We start from the raw sequence: 15,475 nt of genomic DNA, 5'->3' as shown, positions 1-15,475 counted from the left end.
GACCTATTTCACCGCGCCCTGCGTCAGGCCGCTGACGATGTAGCGCTGGGCGATCAAAAGCACGATCAGCGCCGGCAGCATGGCGAGCGCCGCGCTCGCCGCCATCTGCGTGTACTGGATCTCGTAGTCCTGCGCGAACTTGGCGATGGCCACCGGCACGGTGGCCGTCTGCTTCATGGTCATGGTCAGCGCCACGGCGAACTCGTTCCACGACGAGATGAAGGTGAGGATCGAGGTGGCCGCGAGGCCCGGCGTGATCAGCGGCAGCACCACATGCCACAGCACGCGCGGCGTCGAGGCCCCGTCCATGATGGCGGCTTCCTCCAGCTCCTTCGGCACCTCGCGGATGAACACGGCCATCAGCCAGATGGCGATCGGCAGGTTGAGCGTGGCATGGGCCAGTATGAGGCCGGTGAAGGTGTTTTCAAGCCCCACGGTGCGCGCCATGGCGAACCAGGCGCTGGCCAGCGCCACCGGCGGGATCATGTGGAAGATCATGGTCCAGGCGAGGAAGATGTGGACCACCCAGCCCGGCCAGTTCAGCCGGTTGAGCGAAAAGGCGGCGAGCGTGCCCACCACCACGCACAGCACGGTGCTCGCCACGCCCACGATGATGGAATTGCGGTAGTTGAGCAGGAAGTCCGAGGTCTTCGACCACAGCACCTCGTTGAAATTGTTCCAGATCGGCGTGAAGGTCATGTGACCCATGAGCAGCGAGATCTGCGTGCGGAAGGCGGCGCCCACGGTCCACACGATGGGCGCGATGACGACCAGCGCGCACAGCGCCAGCGCCAGATGCAGCATGAGCGAGGAGGGAAGGGGGCGTCTCATGGCTGCCTCCCCGTTCCGCGCCTTGCCGATATGGCGACGACCAGCAGGATCGAGACGAGGAAGATGATCGCCACCGACATGGCCGAGCCGTAGCCGGCCTTGTCCTCGGTGAAAAAGCGCTGGTAGAGCGTGAAGCTCAGCACCTCTGTGGAGGTGCCCGGCCCGCCGCCGGTGAGCAGATAGACCTCGTCGAACACCTTGAACGCCACGATGAGGCGGAAGGCGAAGGTGACAATGATGGTCGGGACCATCAGCGGCAGGGTGACATAAGCCAGTTCCTGCCACGGCCCCGCGCCGTCCATCTTCGCCGCCTCGAACACATCCTGCGGCAGCGATTCCAGACCGGCGAGGAAGAGCAGGAAGCAGAACGGCGTCCAGTGCCAGATATCGACCACGATGACCGAAAGCAGGGCGGTCTCGGGGCTTCCCAGCCAGTCATGCGGCATCACGCCGAACAGGCCGAGCGCCTTGTTGACGAGGCCGAAGTCGAAATTCAGCATCAGCTTCCAGATCGCGCCGATGACGATGCCGGGAATGAGCAGCGGCAGGATGAAGATGGCCCGGTAGAGCACGCGTCCGCGCCCGATCTTCGAGACCATCAGCGCCATGGCGAAGGCCAGCACCATCTGGCCGGCCACCGCGGCGAGCGCGAAGATGACGGTATTGGAAAGGCCGGCGGCGAACAGATTGTCGGAGAACAGCGCCCTGTAATGGGCAAGGCCCACCCAGCTTCGCGTCGCCTGCCCGGCGGCCCACGTTATGTTCTGGAAGCTGGTCACGACAAGGTTGGCGATGGGCAGCACGCTGAGCGCCACCATCATCGCCAGCGCCGGGGCGAAGGCGATCCAGCGCCACAGGCGCTGGTCACCCTGCCCCGAGGCGTCATACCCGGAGGCGTCGTGCCCGGCCGCGCTGCGGGCGGAGCCGGGCGGGGTTGCCGCCCGCGCGGAGGCTTGGCTTGTCGTCACCGGTTCACCTCCGGGGCTACTGCAAGGGGCTCAACTGCCCGGTGCTGTAATTGTGGCCGGCCATGATCTTCTCGATCTCGCCGGCCATGCCGTTCAGCGCCTCCACGCTGCCGATCTCGCCGGCAACCGCGCGGTTGAGGCCCAGTTCCAGCACCGCGATGACCTCGCTGGCCTCGGGGAACTGGTAGGAATTGACGGCGTGCGGCAGCGCCTGCGCCAGCGGCTTCATCCAGCGATACTGGCGCTCCTCGGCGATCGGCTCCTTGTAGACCGCGGCGTTCACCGGAACGCCGCCGGCCCTGGCGGTCTCGAGCTGCGCGTCCTTGGTCTGGAACCAGCGCAGGAACTCCACCGCCGCGCGCTTGCGCTCGTCCGGCACGTTGCGCGAAATGCCGGCCAGCCAGTGGCCGAGCGCCGGCGCGGTGGGCAGGCCGGGCGCGGAGGGCGGCACGGCGTATTCGACCTTGTCGACGACCGCCGACTTGTCCGGGTCGTCCATCTGCGACACCGCCGAGATCACCATCATGACATGGGCCGCGGTGCCCGTCACCATGGCCTGGATGACGTTGGCCTGGTCGTTGGCGGCGGTCTTGGGATGGCCGGCTTCCTTGGCCAGGCGGATATAGTAGTCGAGTGCCGCGCGGCCTTCGGGCGAGTCCAGCGTGACGGTGAAGTCGCCCTCCGACTGGTTCTTGAAGATACCGCCGCCGAAACCGTAGAGATAGGGATAGAAGTCGTAGGAGACGGTGGCCGGGCCGCGCGCGCCGCGCTGGACGATGCCATACATGCCGGGCGGGTTGTGCAGCTTCCTGGCATTGGCTTCCAGCTCGTCGAAGGTCTTCGGCACGGTGAGGCCGGCTTCCTCGTAGAGATCGCCGCGATAGTAGAGCATGGGGATCAGCGGCGAGACCGGGATCGACATCAGCTTGCCGTCGCTGGTCAGCGACTTCTTCTGGGCATTGTAATAGATGGTGTCGTTGAGCGTGTAGAGGTCCGGGTCGAGCTGGAAGCCCGGGTCGATGTCGGTGATGGCATCGACGAAGCCGCCGGCATACATTTCGGTGAACCAGCCGGAATTCATGATCAGGATGTCATACTGGCCTTCCCTGGAGCGCACCGAATTGCGCTGCTTCTCCAGCGAGCCGGCGAAGGGGTTGACGTCCAGCTCCACCTTGTTGCCCGTCTCCGCCTCATAGGCCTCGACGGTCTTGCGGAAGCTGTCGAACCACGGCGACTGGTTGATGACGATGGTGATGGGGGCCACGCTGGCCGCATGGAGCGGCCGCCACGACAGCGGCGCCAGCGCGCCGCCCAGGCCGGCTGCGCCGAGCCCCTTGAGGACGGTTCGTCTTGGAATGCGGATGTTCCTGGTCACTTCAAATACTCCCAATTTGCGCCACCAATTTATGGCCCGGTCTGCGGGCCGTCATGCAAAGGGCAAAATGGCCGGCCTCTCTTTATTGGATGCCTTTGCCATGATCCCCCTCATTCGCAGAAAATCGGACTCGTCCAGTTCCACTGCCCGTTGGCCTGCCGCATGCGGGCATAGAGCCATTCGCCGCGCCGCAACGGCTCGATGCCGATCGAGCCATGCCACTGCCACTGATGCGGGCGCGGCAGCGGGTGCAGGCGGAAGGCGGGGCTGTCGATGGGACCCAGATTTCCCGACAGCGCGCCCTGCAAAAGACGCTCGGCGCTGGCCTCGAACACCTGCCCGTCCACCGTCAGCCTGACGCGCGAATCCGGCCGGATGCGGATGCGGGCGGCGATCGCCTGCGTGGCGGCGGTGGAATTGTTCGGGTTGGCCATGGCGCGCAGGGCAAAGGAAATGCGGCTGCCGTCGAGTTCGACGCGGGCCTCGTCCTCGCCATCGCCGTCGCCCTCCAGCGGCGACACCACTTCCGGACCGCGCAGGCGCGGCTCCACGCCCAGGATCTCGCCGTCGAGCAGTTCCAGCGTGCCGGTCCAGTCGTGGAAGGAGCCACGCGCGCCCCAGCCGAGCTCCAGCACCAGCAGCGTCTCCATCGAGCCGTTGGCGACCTCGATCGGGGAGGGGGCGAGGTCGGGCGTGACGCGGGCGACGATATCCCCGTTGCGGATGACGTCGATGCAATCGATGAAGCCGCCACCGACGGCTTCCAGCTCCAGCTCCGCATTGCCGCCCGCCGCCACCGTGGCGCCCTGCACGGCATCGCCGACGGCGAGGAACAGATGGCTGCTGTCGCCGGTCAGCGCATTGGTGCGGCGGCCGTTGATGGCCTCCCACAGGGCGTCGCGGTCGTTCTCGGCCGCGTAGACGGCCGAACGGCCATGGCCGTAGGAGCCCGGATAGCCGCTGTGATGGTCGGTGTTGCCAAGGAAGCCGAAACGGTGGCCGCGCGACAGGCCGTGACGGGCCGTCGAGAACCCGTCGCTCGGTCCCATCGAATGCAGGAAGGGTCGGTCCATGACCGAAGTTTCGGAGCAGCCGTGCATGGAGACGATCTCCATGACCGGCGACAGCTCGGCGACCACCGAATCCCAGTTCACGCCGCGCGCGCCGAGCCGGTAGCCGATATGGTGCGGGAAGGCGAAGGCCCCGTCGCCCACGGCGGCGCGCAGCAACCTATGCAGTTCGGTCGGGGTTTCGGCCTCGATCAGCGGCTGGCCGGCGATGTCGCGATAGACGACCGTGTAGTCGCCATGGGCGAAGGAATGGATCTCGTAACCGGGAAAGACGGTGAAGACACCCGGCTCGTCGGCCCTCGCCAGTTCCTCGAAATGGCCGGCCCACAGCTTCTGGAGGCGGGCGAAGCCCTTGACGTGGAAATCGACGATATGGGCGACGCTAGCGTCGTCCACCGGCATGTCCGGCCAGTAGGCATGGCCGGTGACGGAGACGAAATCGAGCTGGCGGCGCGCCCGCCGCAACGCGGCTTCCAGGCTGCCATGGCCGTAGGAGATGCCGCAATGATTGTGGATGTCGCCGTACCAGGGGCGCAGGCCGAAGCGCGCAGCCAGCGGAGACAGCCTTTCCGGCAGACGTTCACCGATCATGCGTCCCTCGCGCCTCCTCCGCGCCGGTCCGGCCCCGGCATGGCCGCAGCCCGCCGGCTCAAGTTCAATATGTATTGTAGCGTATCATACATGTCCGACGGCGCAAGCACGGAATCGCGGGCAGGGCGATTTTACAGGAGGGGCGGACGGTCAGGGAGCGGGCGCGGCGGTGCTTTCGCGGAGGGTCCGCGCGCATTCCAGATAAACGATCTGCGGCGCGGCCTGCGGCGCTTCCAGCCGCCGGCGGATGGTCTCGATCAGCCGCTTCGCGCCTTCCAGATAGGAACTGCCGGCAATGCTCATGACCCCGAAATGCTCGCTCGGCACGTCATGATGGCCGAGGAGGAACACGGCCAGATCGCGCGGACGGCCTATGCCCAGCTCGTCCAGGCAGCGCCTTATGCCGAAGGAATCGGACAGGCCGAGCGTGACCATGGCGCTGAAGGGCAGGCGGCCCTTGCCGTCCATAAGCCCCGAAAGCGCCTCCTTCAGCGCGTCGCCCACCGCATGGGTCGGGTTGTGGACGCCGCGCAGCATGATGGTCCGCGTCTCCTGCCATTGCGCCTTGCGGCGTCCGGCGCGCTCGAAGGCCCGGCGCACGGCAAGGATGGGCTGGGCCATAGAATCCAGCGACACAAGCGCCACGGAGCGGTGCCCCATGCCGGCCAGATGCTCCAGCGCCATGTCCAGCGCGTCCTCCCAGTCGGTGCCGACGCGGTCGATATCGACACCGGAAACGGTGTGCCCGTCAACCACCAGCGCCCGCGCCTTGCCCTGGAGCAGGCTGAGCAGTCGGATCGGGATGCTCTCATAGTGCGATTGCAGGATGGCGGCGTCGAAACGCGGGATCGAGGTGAGGATGTCCAGGAGATGGCCGGTGTTGTGATAGGAGATCTGCACGACCTTGCTGCCCGAGCGCGACAGCTCCTCGACAATATGGTTCTGCACCAGCATGCAGCGCTCGTTGAGGCTGGCGTTGGACAGGATCAGCAGGCTCTCCAGCCGGTCGTCGGGCGCGCTCTCAGGCGCTTCCGCCACGGGCGCGCGAATGACCGGCGCGCCGTTTTTCACCACATAGGTGCCGCGCCCGACCTGCGAGGTCAGGAGCCCGGCCTGCCTGAGTTCCCCTAGCGCCTCCTGCACGGTCGCCTGGCTGACGCGATGGGCGCGCATCAGCTCGCGCACGGTGGGAAGCCGGGCACCGTCGTCCAGCTGCGCGATCTGCTCGCGAAGGGCGGTCAGTACGACATTGGCGGGTGCGGCTCGCAATGCTGTGCCTCGACTTGTCAATTCCCCGGGCGATTCGCCGGTTTCCCGGCGCCTGTAACGGGATACATTTCGAACTCCGACGGCGCAATCCGCGCCTCCTCGGGTGCTTCCGCCATTTGCGGCAGACTCTCGACCGTAACCATAGCACACCAAAATACAAATTGAACTTTACAATTTGTATGGCGCAGCTATCTTCCCGCCAGAAACGCAGTTCCAGCCCTTCATCCCGCCCAGCATTCCACATCACAAGGTGGCCGCCGCATCATGATCGCTCTTGCCTGTGACGTCGGAGGAACCAACACGCGCATGGGCCTGGTGCACGAGGGCCTGCTTCTGACCGAAACCGTCACCATCTACCGCAATGACGACTTCGCCGATTTCTACGCCGTGGCCGCCGCCTATCTGGCCCGGGCAGGGCAGGCATCGGTCGATGCCGTGTGCATCGCGCTCGCCTCGGTGACGACGGCCGAGGGCGCAACGCTGACCAATCGCGACTGGACCATTGAACGGGGCAGGGTGCTGACAGGTTGCAGGGCGGAACGGGTCGAGTTCATCAACGATTTCGAGGCGCTGGGTTTTTCCCTCGGGCAGGCCGAAAAGCTGCGCACGCGCCGTCTCGCCCAGGGCGATGGCGGGACAAAGGGCGCGCCGCGTCTGGTTCTGGGGGCGGGCACCGGCTTCAACGCCGCCGCGTGGTGTCCCTCGCTCTTCGACGGCGTGCCGCATGTGGTCGCCGCCGAATGCGGGCACATGACGCTGGCGCTGGCCGGCGCAGAAGAGTTTTCGTTGCAGGAGGCGCTGTCGCGCATAAACGGCCGCGCCTCGGTAGAGCGCGCCCTTTCCGGCAACGGCCTGGTTTCGATCTACAGGTGGCAATGCGCCCGCGAGGGCGTCGAGCCGCGATTCGATGCTGGAGCCGACATTTCAAGATGTGCCGTGGCGCACAGCGACGACCGCTGCCTGGCCGCGGCAAATGTGTTCCTGCGCCTGCTCGGCCGCGTCGCCGGCGACCTGGCGCTGGCCTACCTGCCTTATGACGGCGTCTATCTCGCCGGCGGCGTGACGCGCGCGCTGGCGCCGCTGCTGGAAAGCGGGCCGGCCTTCCGGCAGGCTTTCGGGGCCAAGGGCCGCATGGCCGGGCTGATGGAGCGCTTTCCCGTCCATCTGCTGAGCGACGATGCCAGCGCCCTGCATGGCTGCGCCGAATGGATGCGACTATCGGCTGCCGCGCGTTGAAATAAAAACGGCGGCAACGCCGCGCGCCTTCCTCACATGTCGGCTGCATGGCGGCCAGCAAACGGGCATTGCGACCTTCGGCTGAAGGTTCTCTTTTAAGGATGGCTTCCCAAAAATACCGCTCGACCTGAAACCCACCAATACGTGTCGATTCAAGATGTCGAACAGTCGAATGACGGCTGTCGGGCCTCTCTATGTCACTCCACCGCTGCTTCCCATTCACCAAAAGCAGACGGCGAGGCCATGCCAGCCATCCTAAGTGTCGCAATTAATTGTATTGGGGAACTTTCGGGAGCCGGTATACTTCATCAGATACGGTATAAAGCAATCAGGAGGCGAGCATGATCGTGAGAAAGCTGATCGGTGGCTTTGCCGCCGCGATGGTTCTGGCAATCTCCACCTCGGCTGTAGCGCACCATGGGTGGTCCTGGGCCGAGGACGAACAGATTGAAATGACCGGCACCATCCAGTCGATTTCCTTTGCGCCACCGCATCCCTCGCTCGTCGTGGAGATCGACGGAAAGGTTTGGGATGTTGAACTGGGCAACCCCAACCAGACCCAGCGCTCAGGCTTTGTGGAAGGCGAGGCGGAAATCGGCGATGAAGTGGTCATCCTTGGCCATCGCTCGCTTGACGAAAGCAAACTGGTGATCAAGGCCGTCAGAATAACGATCGACGGACAGAACTACGATCTCTATCCGCAACTGATCGAAAACCGGTAGGCTCGACCGTGCTAGAGTGGTTGCCCGAGACAGCGTTGGCTCGGGCACTGATCACCAGGCCAACGCTCTATATTTTCGCCAATGCTGCCCATATCCTCTCGATCGGCGTGCTGGCCGGCTCGATAATTTTGCTCGACCTGCGCATCCTCGGTCTGTTTCGTGAGCCCCGGCTGTCGGTCCTGGGGCCGTTCCTGGCCCGCTCGGCGATGGTCGGCGTCGTATTTTCGATTGTCACAGGGTTCATCATCTTCTCGGTCGACGCCGTCGAATATGCGGCCAACCCAGCCTTTCTGACAAAACTCGGTCTGCTCGTTGCCGGCATCGCCAATGCCTTGGCGCTTCATGCGAGCCCGGGATGGCGTGTCGCATTAGACAGTAACGAGGCCTCTGTGCCGACCAGGATCGGGGCGGCATTGTCGATCCTGATCTGGATATCCGCGATCGTCGCCGGTCGCTGGATCGGCTTCATCTAGCTGATAGAGCGTGAAAGGGGGCGCATCTCTAACTGGCCCAACTGTCGCATTACTAAATGGCCGCTACATATCATGTGGCGGCGATGTAGAAATGTCGCGGGTTGTGCAAAATAGAAATGTCGCCTCCCACGCTTGGGAAGGCAGGGCGCGGCAAGTTAGAAATGCGACAGTGAGGCGTTTCCTCGCGCCGACGTGAGCGTCCGATCGGGCGATAGCTGGTCGGGGTTGCGCAGCTCGATCGGGCGCTCACGTCGGCGCCTCGGCTTTGGCTTTGGCTTTGGCTTTGGCTTTGGCTTTGGCTTTGAGAGCCGCTCACTCGGCCGCGGCCAACCTGGCCAGTGCCTGTTGTCGTCGTGCGATGATAGCAGGATCGTTTATGAAATCCGTCCTGCGCCCCGGTTTTGTTCCGCGCTTCTTGTAGCCGGTCTGCTCGCTGTTGGTCTTGATCTTCGGCGGAGGCCGCGCCTCGTCCTGCTGAGCCTTGATCCAGGTCAGCACTTCGCCAAGCCGCTTGTTCTCGGTGATCGCCGTGTGGGTTACACGCTGCTCCTTGTCGAAAATCGTATAGGGCAGGGAACACGCCTTCCAGCGAACGTCGACGCGGCCGTCTGCAAACTCGTAGATATCGACGTACTTGCCGACCAGCCCGCGCGAAAGCTCGTTCTGCTCCAGCATGATCTGTCGCCGTTCATATGAAAACGACAATTGCCGGCCGACATAACGCTGCTCCCGCTTGCACAGCACGTCACGCAGCCGATCCGGCGCAACATTCAATGCGCGATGCAAGTTGTCCGGTCGGGCAGGGACCTTGGCAAACCTCTCGTTGAAGTCGGTCGTGAACGCCGGCAAGAACGCATTGGCAGCCGCCATATCCGATATGCCGGCGAGACGCAGTTCTTTCACGAGGCGGTCCTGCAGCGTGCGATTGACCCTTTCGACCCGGCCTTTGGCCTGGCTAGAATTTGCGCATAGGATCTCGATGTTGAGTTCCGCCAGAGCACGGCCGAACTGCGTCATACCACGGCCGGCCTTGGCGTCCTTCTTGGGAACGCGGAACACCGTGTGCTTGTCGGAATAGAACGCCACCGGACAGCCATGCGCCTTCAGATAGAGTTCGAGCGCCTCGAAGTAGCTGAAGGTGCTCTCCGACTTCACAAAGCGAAGCTGCTGGAGCGTGCTGGTCGCGTCGTCGATGAAGACGAGCAGGGTGCATGGATCGCCCCGCTCCTCGAACCAGCGATGATCGCTGCCGTCGATCTGCACCAGTTCGCCATATGACTCTCGACGTAATCTGGGCTGATGGAACGTCCTGCGTTGCTTTCGGGACAGCCAGATTCCGGCTTCAGCCATCCATTTGCGCAATGTCTCTCGCGACACGACCAGGCCGTGGTTCGCTGCCAGCTTCTCGGCCGCAAAGGTTGGCCCGAAGTCGAGATAATGTTCCCGAACCAACTGAACCGCCAGTTCGCCGACGCCAGCGTCATATCGATGGTTCGATGGTCGTCCTCGTGCCTTGTGCCGAAGTGCGGCGGCGCCTTCGGCCCGGAACGCCTTCAGCAGACGCTGCACCTGACGCGTCGTCATATCCAGGACATGCGCGGCCGAGACAACCGTCATGCGCCGCTCCAAAACCTTCGACAGCACCTCGATACGCTGCAGCTCGCGCTCGCTCATCAATATCAGTCCCAATCTGCAGCCTCCCATGCCATCGAAGTGAACACTGGCACCTCAAGGGCAGGAGCGACATTCCAACTTTGCAGAAACAGGACATTTCTATTTTGCGGCAATACATCAAAGTCGCATAATCTATCTTATGGAACTATCGTATCATCAATCCTGACCGCAATGCGGGCCCGACAGAATTGATAATGCATTCAACCGGATACGCTTGGATCATCCAGTCTGGAGCAAGTGTCCGATTGGTGGTTTCGGCTTGTCCTGTCCTTAATCGGTGACGTTATCAATCTAAGGGCAAGGCTTCCACGGACGCCGATTGGAAGAAATGCGGCGTCCGCGAAATTCAATCGCAACCTTGGCGCGGTCTAGTCGTCCTGCTTCCAGCCGCGCAGCGGCTCGCCGGTCGTCGGGTCGAGATCGGCCTCGACGCGCATACCGTTGGCGTCGATCGCCTTGACTTCATAGACGCCGTCGTCGATTTCGATCTCGTGAACCTTGTGGCCTTGCCCCTCGACCTTGGCGACGATCTCGCTGATGCTCATCCAGCCGGTTCGGGAGGCGTTTCGGCTATCGTCGGTTCGCACGGCCTGGGCGGAGGCGGCCCCTGCGGCGAGGACAAGGACGGCGAGACCGACAAAGGCCGCGGATGGAAGGATATTGCGCATGATGTTCTCCATTGCTTTCTGCTTCCTGCGGCGCGATCCGGCCGCATCGACGCCGCCCTTATCCCTCACCTTGCCTGACATCGCGCCTGCCGGCGCCGTCAGCGTCCTGTCAGGTCGGCCAGGATAAAATCCGGACAATGCGCCAGCTGCTCGTAATCCTCACCCTTTTGCTCGCCGTTCCGGCCTTGGCCGACGACGATCATGACCGTGCCCGGGAGGCCCTGGCGCGCGGCGAGATCCTGCCGCTTTCCAAAATCCTGGCCGTCGTTGAACGCGAAGTAGGCGGCCGCGTCATCGAGATCGACTTCGACCGGGATGACGGCCGCTATGTCTATGATGTGGAAGCAGTGTCGAGCGACGGGCGGCTGGTGGAACTCAAGATCGACGCCGCGAGCGGCGCCGTGCTCGAACGCGACTACGAGGACGACTGATGCGGGTCCTTGCCGTCGAGGATGACGATCGAATAGCCCGCGATGTCGTGGCGGCGCTTGAAGGTGCGGGCTTCCGCGTGGAGCGCGTCGCCGACGGCGAAACCGCCTGGTTCACGGGCGATACGGAAGATTTCGATCTCGTCGTCCTCGATCTTGGCCTTCCCCGCATGGACGGCCTGTCGGTGCTGAAGCGCTGGCGCGCCTCGGGCCGCAACATGCCGGTCCTTGTCCTGACGGCCCGCGGCTCCTGGCAGGAGCGCGTCGAAGGCATCGAGGCCGGCGCCGACGACTACCTGCCCAAGCCCTTTCGCATGGAAGAGCTGTTGGCGCGCGCCCGCGCACTCGTAAGACGCGCCGGGGGACTCGGCGCCGCCGTGCAGGAATTCGGCGAACTCGTCGTCAACCTGAACCGCATGAGCGTTACTCGCAGCGGAGCACCCGTGAACCTCACCGCCCTGGAGTGGCGCGCCCTCGCCTACCTTCTTGTGAACCGCGCCCGTGTCGTCTCGCCGAGCGAGCTTCTCGATCATCTTTACGGTGACGATGCGCGTGAAGCCAATGCGCTCGAGGCCGTGATTGCCCGCCTCAGGCGCAAGCTCGGCAATGGCGTTGTCGGCACGCGGCGCGGGTTTGGCTATTTCTTCGAGGAAACGTCCGGGTGAGCGGTCTCTCGCTGCGCCTGCGGCTGGCGCTGATCGGGGCGGGCGCGGTTGTTCTTGCACTCGCCGCGGCGGGCGCCGCGCTGTCCTTTCTCTTTGGCGAGCATGTCGAGCGGCGCGCGGAAAGCGAGATGCTGTTGCAGCTCGACCAGGTGCTTGCCGGCCTGGTCATGGGTCCGGATGGGCTTGCCCTCGCCACGCAGCCCGTCGATCCGCGTTTCTCGCGCCCCTATGGCGGGCTCTACTGGCAGATCGACGAGGGTGGCCGGACGCTGCGTTCACGCTCGTTGTGGGACCAGACACTCGCCCTGCCTCGCGATCGCCCGGCAGGCGAGGAGGTCCGCCTTCATGAAGTCGCCGGCCCTGATGATACCAGGCTTCTGGCAATCGAACGCGTCGTGCGCCTTCCCGCGAGGCTCGGCGGCGGCGAGGCACGGGCGGCCGTCGCCATGGACCGTGCGGAGCTTTCAGCCGCGCGTGCGGCCTTCGTCCGGGATCTGGTGCCTTATCTGGCGGCGCTCGCACTTGCCCTCATTGCCGCGCAGGTTGCGCAGCTTGCCTATGGCCTGAGGCCGCTCAGGCGCATTCACGAGCGCGTGACGGCGTTGCGCGCCGGGCAGGCAACGCGCATGGGCGGGGCATGGCCCTCGGAGGTACACCCCCTCGCCAGCGAGATCGATGCGCTGCTTGGCGCCCGCGAGGCCGACATAGCCCGCGCCCGTGCGCGCGCCGGCGATCTCGCCCATGGACTGAAAACGCCACTCCAGGCGCTGCTCGGCGAGGCCGAGCGCCTGCGAGGGAGTGGAGAGAGATCGGCAGCCGACGCGATCGAGGAAATCGCCGACGCCATGCGCATCCATGTGGATCGCGAGCTTGCACGCGTTCGCACCGTTGCCGCATCGGGCGGCGCACGTGCGGACGTGGCGACGACGGTTGCACGTGTCCATGCCGTGCTGAGCCGCACTCCGGACGGCCAGAAGGCCGACTGGCGCTTTGCTGTCCCTACCGATCTTGGCGTCGCCGTCGATCCGGCCGATCTGGCCGAGGCATTGGGCGCGCTGGCGGAGAACGCCGCACGCCATGCCCGCTCCGTCGTCACCATCCGGGCACAGGAAGTGGCCGGCTACGTGCGGATCACCATTGTCGACGATGGTCCCGGCGTGCCTGAGGAGCAGCTCGAACTTATCAGCCGGCGCGGGCGGCGTCTGGACGAGCGGACGCCCGGCGATGGCCTTGGCATCGCCATTGCCGCCGATGTCGCGGAGGCAGCGGGCGGCAAGCTGGAACTGCACAATAGTGCGGAAGGGTTCGTGGCCGTGCTCGACTTGCCCGGAACTCGGTGAGACTGCCCCGGGGACCATCAGGTCAGGTCAAGAGGGCCTCGGCTTCGGCGGCAACCCGGAGCAGGTCGAGGTCGCGATACCAGGGCGCGCACAGATGCAGGCCGATGGGCAGGCTGGCCTTCGTGTTGCCGCACGGTATGGTGATGGCCGGATGGCCGGACAGATTGTGCGGGAAGGTGAACGGATACCATGCCCCGCGCACTGTACCGCAATTGACGCCATCGATCTCGATGTCGCCTGTCGGGTCCACGTCGATCGGCAGCGGCGGGGCGGTCAGCGTCGGCGACACCAGAATGTCGAAGCGTTCGAACAGCGCCTGGAACTCGCGGAACAGCCGCGTGCGCTCCGAAATCGCGTTGGAAAGATCGACCGCCGAATAGCCATGGCCGAGCGCGATGGTGTCGATCAGCGTCTGGCCGGCCAGGTTCTCGCGGCCCTTGAGCAGCGGGCCGGTGCGGGCGGCAAGACCGACGCGCAGAATGGTCAGGAACACCGCTTCATAGGACTTGAAGTCGATGAAGGCCTCCTCGACCAGCGCGCCCGCGTCTTCCATCTTCTTCACCGCGGCGGCGGTGATCGCGGCGGTCTCGCGCTCGACGCGCGCGCCGCCCTCGGCGATGAAGCCGACGCGCAGGCCCCGGAGCGACGCGCCGCCCTCGTGCAAAAGCCTCGCCGCCTGCCCATAAGTGTCGTGGAAATCCGGGCCGTTGATCGCGTCGAACACCAGCGCCACGTCCGCGACGGTGCGTGCTATCGGCCCGACATAGGAGTTGGCGCCGAACAGGTCCGGCAGTTGCAGGTGCGGGATGGTGCCGAGCGAGGGCTTGAAGCCGACCACGCCGCAGCAGGCGGCGGGGATGCGGCTCGAGCCGCCGCCATCGGTGCCGAGCGAGATCGGCCCCATGCCGGTGGCCACCGCGACGGCCGAACCGGAACTGGACGCGCCGGGCGTGACCTTCGCATCGATCGGGTTCAGGGTGCGGCCGAACAACGGCGATGTCGCCGCCTGCAAATGGCCGAATTCCGGCGTCGTCGTCTTGCCGACGAGGATCGCGCCGGCCGCCTTCGCACGCGACACGGAGACGGCGTCGGTGGCCGGCACATTGGTCTCCAGCAGGCGTGAGCCCATGGTGGTGCGCACGCCGGCGGTGTTGAGCAGATCCTTGGCCGAATAGGGCACGCCGTGCAGCGGCGGCAGCTCGCTGCCCTTCATCATCCTGTCTTCGGCGGCGCGCGCTTCGGCAAGCGCCGCCTCGCCAGTGACGGTGATGAAGGCATTGAGATCCTTGCGCTCGTCCATGCGCTTAAGCACCGCCTCGGTCAGCTCGACCGGCGAAACCTTCCGCGCGCGAACGGCGGCGGCCATCTGTGTGGCGGTCATGTCGGCAAGATCGGACAAAGCCTTCCTCCTATATCATCCAGCGCCCGCCATCGATCAGCAGGCTCTGGCCGGTGATGAACCGCGCCTCGTCGCTGGCGAGGAAAGCGACGGCGGCGGCGACGTCTTCCGGCTCGCCGACGATGCCGGCCGGCGTACTGGCCTTGATGCGGTCGATGACTTCCTTGGGCATGGTGTCGTGCGCGCGGGTGCGGATTGCGCCGGGCGCGACCGCATTGACGGTGACGCCGAAGGGGGCGAGTTCGCGCGCCAGCGAGCGGGTAAAGCCGATCAGCCCCATCTTGGCCGAGGCGTAGTCGACCAGCCCGGTATCGCCGACGAAGGCCGCGTCGCTCGACATGTTGACGATACGCCCGCCGCGCTCGCGCATCGCGGGTGCGATAAGCCGTGATATGCGCATAGCGGTGAACAGCGAGATTTCCAGCACGAAGCGCCAGACCTCCTCGCTGGATTCATGAAACGGGGCGCTGCGCCCTCGCCCGCTCTGGCCGACATTGTTGACGAGCACATCGACGGGACCGAGTTCGCCGACCACGCGCGCGTGAAACTGTTCCAGCGTCGCAAGGTCGGTGCAGTCGCCCTCGACAGCGAGCAAGCGGGGCACCGTGTCCGCCGCAAGCCCTGCCCTCAGCGGGCCGGCGTCGAGGTCGAGCACGGCGACCGTCGCCCCTTCGGCGAGCAGGCGCGCGGCGATACCCGCGCCGATGCCGTCGCCGCCTCCGGTCACGATGGCAACCTTGTCCTTGAAGCGGTCGGTCTGCACCAT

At 65.0% G+C, this 15,475-nt stretch carries 15 protein-coding genes; 6 read left to right on the top strand and 9 right to left on the bottom strand.

Annotation, left to right across the window (positions count from 1 at the left end; all coding sequences use genetic code 11):
* Nucleotides 1-3 precede the first annotated feature (3 nt).
* From ACVCNR_RS18950 to ACVCNR_RS18930, 5 genes are all read right to left on the bottom strand, one after another.
* Nucleotides 4-831 carry a carbohydrate ABC transporter permease gene (locus ACVCNR_RS18950; protein WP_447076028.1) on the bottom strand — a complete coding sequence of 276 codons (828 nt, stop codon included), beginning with the start codon at nt 829-831 and terminating at the stop codon, nt 4-6.
* Nucleotides 828-1,799: a carbohydrate ABC transporter permease gene (locus tag ACVCNR_RS18945; RefSeq protein ID WP_447076027.1), complete on the bottom strand. Its 972-nt coding sequence runs from the start codon at nt 1,797-1,799 to the stop codon at nt 828-830. The genes ACVCNR_RS18950 and ACVCNR_RS18945 overlap by 4 nt, the downstream gene beginning before the upstream one ends.
* Before the next feature lie 16 nt (nt 1,800-1,815).
* Nucleotides 1,816-3,174, bottom strand: a complete 1,359-nt coding sequence (locus ACVCNR_RS18940) for an extracellular solute-binding protein (RefSeq protein WP_447076026.1) — start codon at nt 3,172-3,174, stop codon at nt 1,816-1,818.
* Nucleotides 3,175-3,284: 110 nt separating this feature from the next.
* Nucleotides 3,285-4,835 (bottom strand): CehA/McbA family metallohydrolase domain-containing protein, encoded by a 1,551-nt coding sequence (locus ACVCNR_RS18935; RefSeq protein WP_447076025.1) that lies wholly within the window; start codon nt 4,833-4,835, stop codon nt 3,285-3,287.
* 150 nt (nt 4,836-4,985) lie between these two features.
* On the bottom strand, nt 4,986-6,104 hold the full coding sequence (locus tag ACVCNR_RS18930) for a GntR family transcriptional regulator (RefSeq protein WP_447076024.1): 1,119 nt from the start codon (nt 6,102-6,104) through the stop codon (nt 4,986-4,988).
* 264 nt (nt 6,105-6,368) lie between these two features.
* Between ACVCNR_RS18930 and ACVCNR_RS18925 the strand changes: the two genes are divergently transcribed.
* The 3 genes from ACVCNR_RS18925 to ACVCNR_RS18915 all read left to right on the top strand — a co-directional run bounded on the left by ACVCNR_RS18925 (nt 6,369) and on the right by ACVCNR_RS18915 (nt 8,535).
* Nucleotides 6,369-7,340 (top strand): glucokinase, encoded by a 972-nt coding sequence (locus tag ACVCNR_RS18925; RefSeq protein WP_447076023.1) that lies wholly within the window; start codon nt 6,369-6,371, stop codon nt 7,338-7,340.
* A gap of 341 nt (nt 7,341-7,681) precedes the next feature.
* Nucleotides 7,682-8,062 carry a DUF6152 family protein gene (locus ACVCNR_RS18920; protein WP_447076022.1) on the top strand — a complete coding sequence of 127 codons (381 nt, stop codon included), beginning with the start codon at nt 7,682-7,684 and terminating at the stop codon, nt 8,060-8,062.
* 35 nt (nt 8,063-8,097) lie between these two features.
* Complete coding sequence (locus tag ACVCNR_RS18915) at nt 8,098-8,535, top strand: DUF6644 family protein (RefSeq protein WP_447076020.1); 438 nt, start codon at nt 8,098-8,100, stop codon at nt 8,533-8,535.
* A gap of 312 nt (nt 8,536-8,847) precedes the next feature.
* On the opposite strand, the gene ACVCNR_RS18910 is transcribed toward ACVCNR_RS18915, so the two are convergent.
* A complete protein-coding gene (locus tag ACVCNR_RS18910; RefSeq protein ID WP_447073557.1) occupies nt 8,848-10,224 on the bottom strand; it encodes an ISNCY family transposase in 1,377 nt (458 codons plus the stop codon).
* 353 nt (nt 10,225-10,577) lie between these two features.
* Nucleotides 10,578-10,877, bottom strand: coding sequence for a PepSY domain-containing protein (locus ACVCNR_RS18905; RefSeq protein ID WP_447076019.1), 300 nt, complete (start codon nt 10,875-10,877; stop codon nt 10,578-10,580).
* Nucleotides 10,878-11,014: 137 nt separating this feature from the next.
* Between ACVCNR_RS18905 and ACVCNR_RS18900 the strand changes: the two genes are divergently transcribed.
* Genes ACVCNR_RS18900 through ACVCNR_RS18890 form a run of 3 tightly spaced genes read left to right on the top strand, consistent with a single transcriptional unit; the run spans nt 11,015 to nt 13,310 of the window.
* A complete protein-coding gene (locus ACVCNR_RS18900; RefSeq protein ID WP_354195206.1) occupies nt 11,015-11,308 on the top strand; it encodes a PepSY domain-containing protein in 294 nt (97 codons plus the stop codon).
* Nucleotides 11,308-11,970, top strand: coding sequence for a response regulator transcription factor (locus ACVCNR_RS18895; protein ID WP_447076018.1), 663 nt, complete (start codon nt 11,308-11,310; stop codon nt 11,968-11,970). Before ACVCNR_RS18900 ends, ACVCNR_RS18895 begins: the two co-directional genes overlap by 1 nt.
* Nucleotides 11,967-13,310, top strand: a complete 1,344-nt coding sequence (locus ACVCNR_RS18890; protein WP_447076017.1) for a sensor histidine kinase — start codon at nt 11,967-11,969, stop codon at nt 13,308-13,310. The genes ACVCNR_RS18895 and ACVCNR_RS18890 overlap by 4 nt, the downstream gene beginning before the upstream one ends.
* A gap of 22 nt (nt 13,311-13,332) precedes the next feature.
* On the opposite strand, the gene ACVCNR_RS18885 is transcribed toward ACVCNR_RS18890, so the two are convergent.
* Nucleotides 13,333-14,709: an amidase gene (locus tag ACVCNR_RS18885; protein WP_447076016.1), complete on the bottom strand. Its 1,377-nt coding sequence runs from the start codon at nt 14,707-14,709 to the stop codon at nt 13,333-13,335.
* A gap of 10 nt (nt 14,710-14,719) precedes the next feature.
* Nucleotides 14,720-15,475, bottom strand: coding sequence for an SDR family NAD(P)-dependent oxidoreductase (locus tag ACVCNR_RS18880; RefSeq protein WP_447076015.1), 756 nt, complete (start codon nt 15,473-15,475; stop codon nt 14,720-14,722).

This window comes from Aquamicrobium terrae (genome assembly GCF_052978165.1).
This window is presented reverse-complemented; position numbering and strand designations above follow the sequence as displayed.

What these genes read in the sequence shown, in the direction of transcription:
- ACVCNR_RS18950 (WP_447076028.1), bottom strand. Translation starts at nt 831, where the DNA reads ATGAGACGCCCCCTTCCCTCCTCGCTCATGCTGCATCTGGCGCTGGCG.
- ACVCNR_RS18935 (WP_447076025.1), bottom strand. Translation starts at nt 4,835, where the DNA reads ATGATCGGTGAACGTCTGCCGGAAAGGCTGTCTCCGCTGGCTGCGCGC.
- ACVCNR_RS18925 (WP_447076023.1), top strand. Translation starts at nt 6,369, where the DNA reads ATGATCGCTCTTGCCTGTGACGTCGGAGGAACCAACACGCGCATGGGC.
- ACVCNR_RS18920 (WP_447076022.1), top strand. Translation starts at nt 7,682, where the DNA reads ATGATCGTGAGAAAGCTGATCGGTGGCTTTGCCGCCGCGATGGTTCTG.
- ACVCNR_RS18905 (WP_447076019.1), bottom strand. Translation starts at nt 10,877, where the DNA reads ATGCGCAATATCCTTCCATCCGCGGCCTTTGTCGGTCTCGCCGTCCTT.
- ACVCNR_RS18900 (WP_354195206.1), top strand. Translation starts at nt 11,015, where the DNA reads ATGCGCCAGCTGCTCGTAATCCTCACCCTTTTGCTCGCCGTTCCGGCC.
- ACVCNR_RS18895 (WP_447076018.1), top strand. Translation starts at nt 11,308, where the DNA reads ATGCGGGTCCTTGCCGTCGAGGATGACGATCGAATAGCCCGCGATGTC.
- ACVCNR_RS18880 (WP_447076015.1), bottom strand. Translation starts at nt 15,475, where the DNA reads ATGGTGCAGACCGACCGCTTCAAGGACAAGGTTGCCATCGTGACCGGA.